The 9,871-nt window shown below is 60.7% G+C and carries 9 protein-coding genes; 4 read left to right on the top strand and 5 right to left on the bottom strand.

Annotated features, from left to right (window positions below):
* Positions 1-105: 105 nt before the first annotated feature.
* The 4 genes from QMX98_RS27970 to glcD are packed head-to-tail and all read right to left on the bottom strand — an operon-like array spanning position 106 to position 4,312.
* Positions 106-507, bottom strand: coding sequence for a heme-binding protein (locus QMX98_RS27970; RefSeq protein WP_010459048.1), 402 nt, complete (start codon positions 505-507; stop codon positions 106-108).
* Positions 504-1,745 (bottom strand): glycolate oxidase subunit GlcF, encoded by a 1,242-nt coding sequence (gene glcF, locus QMX98_RS27965; protein ID WP_282411702.1) that lies wholly within the window; start codon positions 1,743-1,745, stop codon positions 504-506. The genes QMX98_RS27970 and glcF overlap by 4 nt, the downstream gene beginning before the upstream one ends.
* Positions 1,746-1,748: 3 nt before the next feature.
* Positions 1,749-2,813, bottom strand: a complete 1,065-nt coding sequence (glcE, locus tag QMX98_RS27960; RefSeq protein ID WP_083377126.1) for a glycolate oxidase subunit GlcE — start codon at positions 2,811-2,813, stop codon at positions 1,749-1,751.
* Entirely contained in the window at positions 2,813-4,312 is a 1,500-nt protein-coding gene (gene glcD, locus QMX98_RS27955; RefSeq protein WP_010459055.1) for a glycolate oxidase subunit GlcD, read from the bottom strand. Before glcD ends, glcE begins: the two co-directional genes overlap by 1 nt.
* A 235-nt stretch (positions 4,313-4,547) precedes the next feature.
* Between glcD and glcC the strand changes: the two genes are divergently transcribed.
* On the top strand, positions 4,548-5,315 hold the full coding sequence (gene glcC / locus QMX98_RS27950) for a transcriptional regulator GlcC (protein ID WP_010459057.1): 768 nt from the start codon (positions 4,548-4,550) through the stop codon (positions 5,313-5,315).
* 107 nt (positions 5,316-5,422) lie between these two features.
* Positions 5,423-6,058 carry a hypothetical protein gene (locus tag QMX98_RS27945; protein ID WP_010459059.1) on the top strand — a complete coding sequence of 212 codons (636 nt, stop codon included), beginning with the start codon at positions 5,423-5,425 and terminating at the stop codon, positions 6,056-6,058.
* A gap of 37 nt (positions 6,059-6,095) precedes the next feature.
* Here QMX98_RS27945 and QMX98_RS27940 read toward each other — a convergent pair whose 3' ends face one another.
* Positions 6,096-6,641, bottom strand: coding sequence for a hypothetical protein (locus QMX98_RS27940; RefSeq protein WP_169857334.1), 546 nt, complete (start codon positions 6,639-6,641; stop codon positions 6,096-6,098).
* A gap of 303 nt (positions 6,642-6,944) precedes the next feature.
* Between QMX98_RS27940 and QMX98_RS27935 the strand changes: the two genes are divergently transcribed.
* Entirely contained in the window at positions 6,945-8,948 is a 2,004-nt protein-coding gene (locus QMX98_RS27935) for an aminotransferase class I/II-fold pyridoxal phosphate-dependent enzyme (protein ID WP_010459066.1), read from the top strand.
* A 28-nt stretch (positions 8,949-8,976) separates the two neighbouring features.
* Positions 8,977-9,765, top strand: a complete 789-nt coding sequence (locus tag QMX98_RS27930; RefSeq protein ID WP_282411701.1) for a transporter substrate-binding domain-containing protein — start codon at positions 8,977-8,979, stop codon at positions 9,763-9,765.
* The last annotated feature ends 106 nt before the right edge of the window (positions 9,766-9,871 follow it).

Below are 9,871 nucleotides of genomic sequence, written 5' to 3'. Positions count from 1 at the left end.
GCTCGCGAAAGCGGTGTGTCAATCAACATTGATATCAGCTGATCCACCGCATTCGCGAGCAGGCTCGCTCCCACAGGGTTATGCGGTGATGATTTGGTTTGCCGCTCAGTTCAGACACTGCGCGCCGGCCTTGGCCACTTGCGCATCCTGCTCGGCCTTGACGCCGGACACGCCGACCGCGCCGATCACCTGGCCATCGACGATGATTGGTACGCCACCTTCCAGGGACGTCAGCAACGGCGCGGACAAAAACGCGTAGCGTCCACCGTTGACCATCTCTTCATAGCCTTTCGATTCCCGTCGGCCAAGGGCTGAGGTGCGGGCCTTTTCGGTCGCGATGTAGGCGCCGATCGGGGCGCAACCGTCGAGGCGCTCCAGGGCCAAAGGATGGCCTCCGTCGTCGACAATCACGATGGTCACGGCCCATTGATTATTCTGTGCTTCGTTGCGTGCGGCGCTGAGAATCCGGCTGACTTCGGTCTGGCTGAGGACGGCTTTGCTTTTCATGGGGATACTCCGGGGTTCGATGAGGGCAACGCGGCTTCGACCAGTTCGATCCAGTGGCGCACAGGGGTTCGGCCCGCACCGTCAAGGTGGGACTGACAGCCGATATTGGCCGTGACAATGACTTCGGGATGACCGCTTTCCAGCGCATTGAGCTTGTTGTCGCGCAGTTGCCGGGACAGCTCCGGTTGGGTCAGCGAATAGGTGCCCGCCGAGCCGCAACACAGGTGACCGTCGGGAACGAACGTGAGGTTGAAACCCAGGCGCGTCAGCAGCGCCTCAACCGCACCGCCGAGTTTCTGTGCGTGCTGCAAGGTGCAGGGGCAATGGAAGGCCAGGCGCTGGTCGCTGTGGATGCCGAGCTGGTCCAGCGGCTCCTCGCCCAACACTTCAACCAGATCCTTGGCCAGTGCGCTGACCTTTCTGGCCTTCTCGGCATACGCCGGATCGGTGCTGAGCAGGTGGCCGTAGTCTTTGATGAAGGCACCGCAACCGCTGGCGGTTTGCACGATGGCCTCGGCGCCTTGTTCAATGCTCGGCCACCACGCGTCTATATTGCGGCGCGCGCGATCAAGGCCGGCCGCCTGGGCGTCCAGGTGATAATCGACCGCGCCGCAGCAACCGGCCTCGCGCGCCGGTGTCACGCTGATCCCCAGTCGATCCAGGACACGCGCGGTGGCCGCGTTGGTGTTCGGCGACAGACTCGGCTGCACGCACCCTTCGAGCATCAGCACCTGCCGGGTGTGGCGGGCGGTCGGACGTTGTTTGGCCGGATACACACGGCGCGGCAGCTTGGCTCGCAGCGTGTTGGGCAGCAGCGCACGGAACACCTGGCCGCTGCTGAGCAGCGCTTTGAACAACCCCGGGTTGGGTACGACGCTGCGCAAGCCTTCGCGCAACAAGCGTTGGTCGAGTGAACGCGGCACAGCCGCATCGACCACCGCGCGGCCGATGTCGAGCAAGTTGTGATAGTCGACGCCCGAGGGGCAGGTGGTTTCGCAGTTACGGCAAGACAGGCAGCGATCCAGATGCTGTTGGGTCTTCTGGGTGACCTCGTTGCCTTCCAGCACCTGTTTGATCAGGTAGATGCGCCCACGCGGCCCGTCCAGTTCATCGCCGAGCAGTTGATAGGTCGGGCAGGTGGCGTTGCAGAAACCGCAGTGCACACACGTGCGCAGGATGCTTTCGGCTTCTTCGGCGCGGGGCAGTTGGCGGGCCTGTTCGCTCAAGGTGGTCTGCATGGGTCAAAGCTCCGCGTACAGGCGACCGGGGTTGAAGATGCCCCGTGGATCGAGTTGGTCCTTCAAGTTGCGGTGATAGCGCATCAGCGCGTCCGGCAACGGTTGGAAGGGGCTGTCGATCAGGCCGTGGCTGTAGCAGGTCACGTGCCCGCCGACTTCAGCGACGACCTTGCGGATGAACGCCGCTTCGGCATCGGATTTGAGCCAGCGCTGGGCGCCGCCCCAGTCGATCATTTGCAGGCCGGGCAGGGACAGTCGAGGCGTGTTGTGCGGGACCGACAGGCGCCACAGCGGCTGGTCTTCATCAAAGAAGCTCAGTCGATGTTCGTTGAGATCCGCCCAATACGAAGCGTCCAGCACTTCGCCACCCAAGCGGTCATGCGCCGCTGCCACCGAACCTTCGCCACCTTCAAGCCGCAAGTGCAGGCGCTGACCGTCGTGGCACGCGGCGCTGATCGGCAGCGGTTGCTGGCCCCATTCGGCGAGGCGCAGCAAGGCACGATCGCTGTCCATTTCCAGGCTGATGCTTAACGCTTGCCGAGGTTTCGGCAGCACTTTCAGCGAGACTTCAGTGATCACACCCAGTGCGCCATAACTGCCGGCCATCAAGCGCGACAAATCGTAGCCGGCGACGTTTTTCATGACTTCGCCGCCGAAGCGCAAATGCTTGCCGTGGCCGGTGATGACCCGTGTCCCGAGCACAAAGTCTCTGACCGAGCCTGACCACGGGCGCCGCGGCCCGGACAGTCCACTGGCAATCATCCCGCCCACGGTGGCGCCGTCTCCGAAGGAGGGTGGTTCGCAAGGCAACATCTGCTGTGCCGCATCCAGCACATCGGCCAGTTCTGCCAACGGCGTGCCGCAGCGTGCGGTGATCACCAATTCGGTCGGGTCGTAGCTGACGATGCCTCGGTGGCTGCGGGTGTCGAGCACTTCGCCCGCCGCGATACGGCCCAGAAACGCTTTGCTGTTGGCGCCCTGGATCCGCAGGGGCGTGGCGTTTTGCAGGGCCTGATTAACCTGGTCCAGTAGCGCGCCGCTGTCATCGATGTCGTGTTTGCTGCGCATCAGAATCGCTCCAGATCAGGGAAGGGCATCTGACCCAGGTGAACGTGCATCGCGCCGAATTCGGCGCAGCGATGCAGCGTCGGAATGTTCTTGCCAGGGTTGAGCAGGCCGCCCGGATCGAACGCGGCTTTGACGGCATGAAACAGGGTCAGCTCGTCGCTGTTGAACTGCGCGCACATCTGATTGATTTTCTCGCGGCCGACCCCGTGTTCACCGGTGATGCTGCCGCCGACTTTCACGCACAATTCGAGGATCTTGCCGCCCAGGGCTTCGGCGCGGTCGAGTTCGCCGGGTTGGTTGGCGTCGAACAGAATCAGCGGGTGCATGTTGCCGTCACCGGCATGGAAAACGTTGGCCACCCGCAGGTCGTATTCAGCCGACAGCGCGGCAATCGCCTGCAGTACGCCGGGCAGCTCGCGGCGCGGGATCGTCCCGTCCATGCAGTAATAATCCGGCGAGAGGCGGCCCACTGCCGGGAACGCATTCTTGCGCCCGGCCCAGAAGCGCACGCGTTCCGCCTCATCCCTGGCCTGGCGGACTTCGGTGGCGCCGGCCTGTTCCAGCACCTGGCGCACACGGTCGCAGTCATCGTGGACGTCGGCTTCGACGCCATCGAGCTCGCACAGCAGAATGGCTTCGGCGTCGACCGGATAACCGGCGTGAATAAAATCTTCTGCGGCGCGAATGGCCAGGTTGTCCATCATTTCCAGACCGCCCGGAATGATGCCGGCGGCAATAATGTCGCCGACTGCACGACCCGCCTTTTCGACGGAATCGAACGCTGCCAGCAGCACCTTGGCGGTTTGCGGTTTGGGCAGCAGTTTGACCGTGACTTCGGTGATCACCCCCAGCATGCCTTCAGAACCGGTAAACAACGCCAGCAGGTCAAACCCGGGCGAGTCGAGCGCTTCGGAGCCCAGGCTCAGGTGTTCGCCATCGACGGTGAGGATGTCGACCTTGAGCAGGTTGTGCACGGTCAGACCGTATTTCAGGCAATGCACGCCACCGGCGTTTTCGGCCACGTTGCCGCCGATTGAACAGGCGATCTGCGAGGAGGGGTCCGGCGCGTAATACAGGCCGAACGGTGCGGCGGCCTGGGAAATCGCCAGGTTGCGCACACCCGGTTGAACCCGCGCCGTGCGTGCGGCGGGGTCGATGTGCAGGATGTTGTTGAAACGCGCCATCACCAGCAGTACGCCTTTTTCGAGCGGTAGAGCACCGCCGGACAAACCGGTGCCGGCGCCGCGAGCAACCACCGGGACGTGAAACTCATGGCAGAGCTTGAGCACACCCTGGACTTCGTCGATATGGCGCGGCAGCACCACCAGCATCGGCGTAGTGCGGTAAGCGGATAGTCCGTCGCATTCATACGGCTTGAGTTCTTCGCGCTGATGCAGGACTTCCAGGTCCGGCAGGCGAGCGCTCAGTGCCTGGAGCAGGGCGGCTCTGTCGACATCAGGCAGAACGCCGTCGACGCGTTCATCGTAGAGGATGTTCATAGGCGGTTCACGACCCTCCGTTTGTTTTTATTAGAGGTCTGTTTGCGGTGAAAGCTCACTTGCATCATTGGCCTGACGCGACCTACTGTCCATGTGTTGTTTGAGTGGTCGAACCAGTTCTTCAGGGGTTGTTTCCCCGTTTTTGAGAAAAATAACTGCCTATACATAAACTTAGGGTTGTATTCGAACGTGACGGGTTTTGCCGGTGAGGCTGGTCATACCAGTGGGAGATTCGATGGAGAGTGAGAAAGTGACCCGTAATCCTCAAGTCGCAGACGTGGTCTGTGAGCGCATAGAACGCCTGATCGTCGACGGGGTCCTCAAGACCGGGCAATTGTTGCCTTCGGAACGGCGCCTGACCGAAAAACTCGGCGTCTCGCGCACGGCGCTGCGCGAGGGCCTGAAGTTGTTGCGCGCCCGGGGGATTATCAAGACGGAGCAGGGCAAGGGATCCTTTGTCGCTGATCTGTCGGGCCACGGCGCCGCATCGCCGCTGATGCATTTGTTCAGCTCACAACCGCGCACACTTTACGATTTGTTCGAGGTGCGCAGCCTGCTTGAGGGGGAGTCCGCTCGCCTGGCCGCCTTGCGCGGGACCGAGGCGGATTTTGTCCTCATCACCCGCAGCTATGAAGCGCTGCTCGATGCCCGCACGCGGTCGATGGAAGCGAGCGAACACGCCCGGCTCGATCATGCCTTTCACCTGGCGATCTGCGAGGCCTCGCACAACCCGGTGCTGGTGCAAACCTTGCGCTCGCTGACGGACTTGTTGCTCAACACCGTGTTCGCCTCGGTCAACAACCTCTACCACCGCGCACCGCAAAAACGCCAGATCGACCGTCAGCACGCCCGGCTCTACAACGCCGTGACCGGCCGCATGCCGGAGCAGGCGCGCAAGGCGGCGATCGCGCACATCCAGAGCATCTGCGAGAACCTCAGGGAAATCGAAAGCGAGGAGCAGCGTCTGGTCCGGGCCACGCTGCGCCTGGAAGGGTGGGCGTGAGGCCTGCCGTTTTTGAGTGATGGCCTTTTACTATTGCTGGCAACGCTCTAGAATTCGCGGCCGCCCTCTGGTGTGGAGGCGCAATGCCATCATTTAAAGGAGTTGTCATGCAATTTGGGAAAATTCTAGGGTTGGCCTTGGTGCTCGGGCTAAGTGGTTGCGCCAGCTTTACCAAAGACGAAGTCGCTCCGGTCAATTTGCCGTCGATGGCCAGTTATTCGAACAAACCGAATGTCTACGTAGACTTCGATTTCTATCAAGGCGAGCCGAAAAGCGCTTCAGCCGTTGAAATGCCACAAGCACGCGACATGCTAAAGCCGGAGCTGCAAAAAGTGCTGACCGATTCCGGTCTGTTCGGTCGCGTCACACTGGACGAGTTCCAGAAGCAGCCGGGTGATTACAACCTGCGCTTGAAGGTTTACAACCATCCACCGGGCGGTGGTCAGATGGTCATGGCCTTTATCAGTGGCCTGACGTTTACCGTCATCCCGACACTGGCGACCGACCAATACACCATGAGCCTGGAGACGCTGGATTCCCAAGGGCAGACGCTGACCAACGCGAGCAACCATGACGGAATCAATACCTGGATGGGCATCTGGTTTGTGCCGTTGATGGCCAACACCCCGAAAGAGGCAATCAGCGATACCTTCAGCCGCCAGGTCAATGCTCTGCTCAAGCAAGTCGTCGAGAGCAAAAGCCTGAAATACTCGGCACTCGATGCACAGGTGCCGCGGGCCTGAAAAAAAAAGAGCCGCACAAGCGGCTCTTTTTTTGCCCTTACTTGAGGGCTTGAATGAACTGCGGGTCGCTGTACAACGTCTTCAGCAAATCACGAACCATCGGGTTGTAGGCATTGGCCGCATTGGGGATCGCAATGGCGCCGAAAAAGCTGCTGTCCCACTGGCGGCTGACATCCTTGGTCGCGTCGTAAACCACCTCGTTGCCCTTGAGCAATGTAAAGCGCGCAGCAAGCTGGCCCGTGCCAGTGCCCATGCCTGCGGTCAGTTCATTCTTGACGACCAGCACATCCAGATGTCGCTGAGCTTGCGGGTTCAGCAGGCCCGCCCGACCCAGTTCTTCGGTAATCGCGTCCTGTATATGTTGCGTGATACTGCCGCTCGGCGAGCTGATCGGGTTGGCCCGGACTGTCAGTGAGCCCTTACCGGCATCCGCCTTGACCTGAGCATTGCTGATCGATTGCAGGGGTGGGGTTTGCTTGAGCTGTTGGACGTTTTCAAAGCTCGGCTCATAACGGGTCATGGTCACGCCACAACCTTGCAGCAGCAGGGCGAACAGAGGGACCAACAATAGAAGTTTTTTCACGGCGTTTCCTTACGTGAGTGTTACCGGGGGCAGGATTATCGACTGATGGCATATGGCTAGCAACTCGCTTTTAAACGTCGCTCAGAGAAGCGTTGCGCACATGGCAAGTTGTTTCCCTTAAGTTGATTGGGCTGTCGATTACCCCTGGAAACGGCACGACTGTCGTAAAAACGACCTGTTTACGCTGAACGCGAACCCTGTTCACTTTTCTGTTGAACGAGTGTTCAGCTTCGACTATGTTCGTTCCACCTCCCCGGCTGGTTGCGCGGGCTTGCGTTTCTTCTTTTCGAACGAGGCACTGGCATGCGGTTTTCACCCTTTGTTGAGCGGATTTCTGGCGACGGTGTAGCGGCCTGGGATATTCACAATGCGGCATTTGAAGCCCAGCGCCGCGGTGAGGATGTGATTATTCTCAGCGTCGGCGACCCGGATTTCCCCACCCCCGACTTCATCACCGATGCCGCGATTCATGCGCTGCGTGAGGGTGACACCCATTACACCGAGATCGCCGGTCGCCAGGCTTTGCGGGAAGCCATCGCCGCTCGGTACAGCGTGCTGTTTGACCGTGAGGTGACGGCGCCAAACGTCATCATTTCGGCGGGGGCACAGAACGCGCTGTTCATCACCTCGATGTGCCTGCTCAATACCGGCGACGAAGTGATTGCCCTGGACCCGATGTACGTGACCTATGAGGCAACGCTCAAGGCGTCCGGCGCCACGTTGGTGCGCGTGCCGTGCTCGGCGGATTCAGGTTTCCGGCTCGATGCCGCCGTACTGGCCAAGGCCATCACCCCGCGCACCCGGGCGCTGTTCTTCTCCAATCCGAATAATCCGACCGGTGTGGTGCTCAACCGCGAAGAGCTGCAAGCCATCGCCGACCTCGCCATCCAGTACGACCTGTGGGTCGTGGTGGACGAGGTCTATGAAAGCCTGACCTTCGAACGCGAGCACCTCAGCCTGGCCGCGTTGCCGGGCATGGCCGAGCGCTGCGTGGTGATCGGCAGCCTGTCCAAATCCCACGCGATGACCGGCTGGCGTACCGGTTGGATCGTTGCCGATGAAGCCCTCGTGGCTCACGCCGAAACCCTGGTGTTGAGCATGCTTTATGGTTTGCCGGGCTTTGTCATGGAGGCTGCACTCAAGGCAGTTCAAGCCCATGAAGAGGTGACCCACGGCATGCGCGACATCTATCGCCGTCGTCGCGATCTGGTGGTGACCAGCCTGTCGGATTGCCCGGGAATTTCCGTGCTCACTCCCGATGCCGGCATGTTCGTGCTGGTGGACGTGCGTGACACCGGCCTGACCTCTCTGGAGTTCGCCTGGCGGCTGTTGCGCGAGGCGCGTGTCTCGGTGCTGGATGCGGCGGCGTTCGGCGAGCCGGCCCAAGGCTTTGTGCGGCTCTCGTTCACTCTGGGTGAAGAACGACTGGCCCAGGCCTGCCAGCGCATTCGCGACTTTGTGCGGGTGTTGAAAGGCGAAGCGCCGCGGCCGGTGATCAGCCGTGTGACCTGCGAAGCGGCGGTTGAGCCGGTCAAGGCCAAAACCATGATCGAAGTCGATGGTCTGCACAAACGCTTTGGCAATATCGAGGTCCTCAAAGGCGTTTCCCTTACTGCTCGCGAAGGCGATGTGATCTCACTGATCGGTGCCAGCGGCTCGGGCAAAAGCACCTTGCTGCGCTGCATCAATATGCTCGAAGTGCCGGACCAGGGGCGCATTCTGGTGGACGGCGAAAGCATTCACCTGAACTTCGATCGTCCCGGCACGCCGCTGGTGAAGGACGCCAGGCAACTGGTGCGTATCCGTTCGAGCCTGGGCATGGTGTTCCAGAACTTCAACCTCTGGCCCCATCGCACGGTGCTGGAAAACCTCATCGAGGCGCCGACCCAGGTCCTGCGTGAAAGCCGTGCGGAGGCCACTGAACGGGCCGAAGCCTTGCTCGAACGCGTGGGACTGGCGGCCAAGCGCAACGAGTACCCGGCGTTTCTCTCCGGGGGACAGCAGCAGCGGGTGGCCATCGCCCGGGCCCTGGCCATGCGGCCCAAGGTCATGCTGTTCGATGAACCCACCTCGGCACTCGACCCGGAACTGGTCGGCGAAGTGCTGCGGGTGATCCGCTCGCTCGCGGAAGAAGGCCGGACCATGATCCTGGTGACCCATGAAATGGCTTTCGCCCGCGATGTCTCTTCCCAAGTCGCCTACCTGCACCAAGGGCTGATCGAGGAAACCGGTTCGCCGGACGACGTTTTTGTACACCCACGCAGCGAGCGTTGCCGACAATTCGTCAACGCTCATCAGACTCGCTGAAAACATCATAAAAAGACGGGGAAAAATCATGGGAAATCGACGTTTGGCAAACTGGATGACGGGCGTGGCCTGCGTATTGCTGGCCGGGATGAGCGCGGCACAAGCACAACCTATACGGTTCGCAGTCGCAGCCGAACCCTATCCGCCATACACCGAGAAGCAGGCCAACGGTGAATGGAAAGGCTTTGAAGTCGACCTGATCCACAAGCTGTGCAGCGAAATGAAAGCCGAGTGCGAGATCAAGGAAGTGGCGTGGGACGGGATCATTCCGTCGTTGCTGGCGAAGAAGATCGACGTGATTTTCTCGTCGATGTCGGTGACTGAGGAGCGCGAAAAACAGATCGCCTTCAGCAAGGCGTATTACGACTCAGTGATTGCGATTGTCGGGCCGAAAGGCACATCGGTGAAAACGTATCCGGATGACCTCAAGGGCAAAATCATCGGTGTGCAGAACTCGACGGTGAGCGCCAGTTACCTCAAGCAGTACTACGAAAAAATCGCTGACGTGAAGTATTACGACACCCAGGACTCGGCCAACGCCGACCTGATTGCCGGTCGCATCGACCTGATGATGGCGGACGGCACGGCGATGGCAGCCTTCGTGCAGACCCCGGATGCCCGCAACAGCAACCTGGAATACCTGGGTGCCGTGCCGTATGACCCGATTTTCGGCAAAGGCGTGGGCGCTGGTCTGCGTAAGGATGACGCCGAACTCAAGGCCCGACTCGACAAAGCCATCACCTCTTTGCTGGCCAGCAAAGACTATGACGACCTGTCCCAGCACTATTTCGGTACCAGCGTGAAGCCTGCCTTCTGACGGCCACACGCAAAACAACTCCATGGAATGAAATTTTCCTGAGGAAACACCCATCCCCGTAGGAGCGAGGCTTGCCCGCGAAGGTGCCCTTGAAGCGGCCAAAAGC

The organism is Pseudomonas sp. PS02303, assembly GCF_029959925.1.
GTDB classification, from domain to species: domain Bacteria; phylum Pseudomonadota; class Gammaproteobacteria; order Pseudomonadales; family Pseudomonadaceae; genus Aquipseudomonas; species Aquipseudomonas mandelii.
This window is presented reverse-complemented; position numbering and strand designations above follow the sequence as displayed.

Coding starts and splice junctions, on each gene's coding strand:
- QMX98_RS27970 (WP_010459048.1), bottom strand. CDS start 507: ATGAAAAGCAAAGCCGTCCTCAGCCAGACCGAAGTCAGCCGGATTCTC.
- glcF (WP_282411702.1), bottom strand. CDS start 1,745: ATGCAGACCACCTTGAGCGAACAGGCCCGCCAACTGCCCCGCGCCGAA.
- glcE (WP_083377126.1), bottom strand. CDS start 2,813: ATGCGCAGCAAACACGACATCGATGACAGCGGCGCGCTACTGGACCAG.
- glcD (WP_010459055.1), bottom strand. CDS start 4,312: ATGAACATCCTCTACGATGAACGCGTCGACGGCGTTCTGCCTGATGTC.
- glcC (WP_010459057.1), top strand. CDS start 4,548: ATGGAGAGTGAGAAAGTGACCCGTAATCCTCAAGTCGCAGACGTGGTC.
- QMX98_RS27945 (WP_010459059.1), top strand. CDS start 5,423: ATGCAATTTGGGAAAATTCTAGGGTTGGCCTTGGTGCTCGGGCTAAGT.
- QMX98_RS27935 (WP_010459066.1), top strand. CDS start 6,945: ATGCGGTTTTCACCCTTTGTTGAGCGGATTTCTGGCGACGGTGTAGCG.
- QMX98_RS27930 (WP_282411701.1), top strand. CDS start 8,977: ATGGGAAATCGACGTTTGGCAAACTGGATGACGGGCGTGGCCTGCGTA.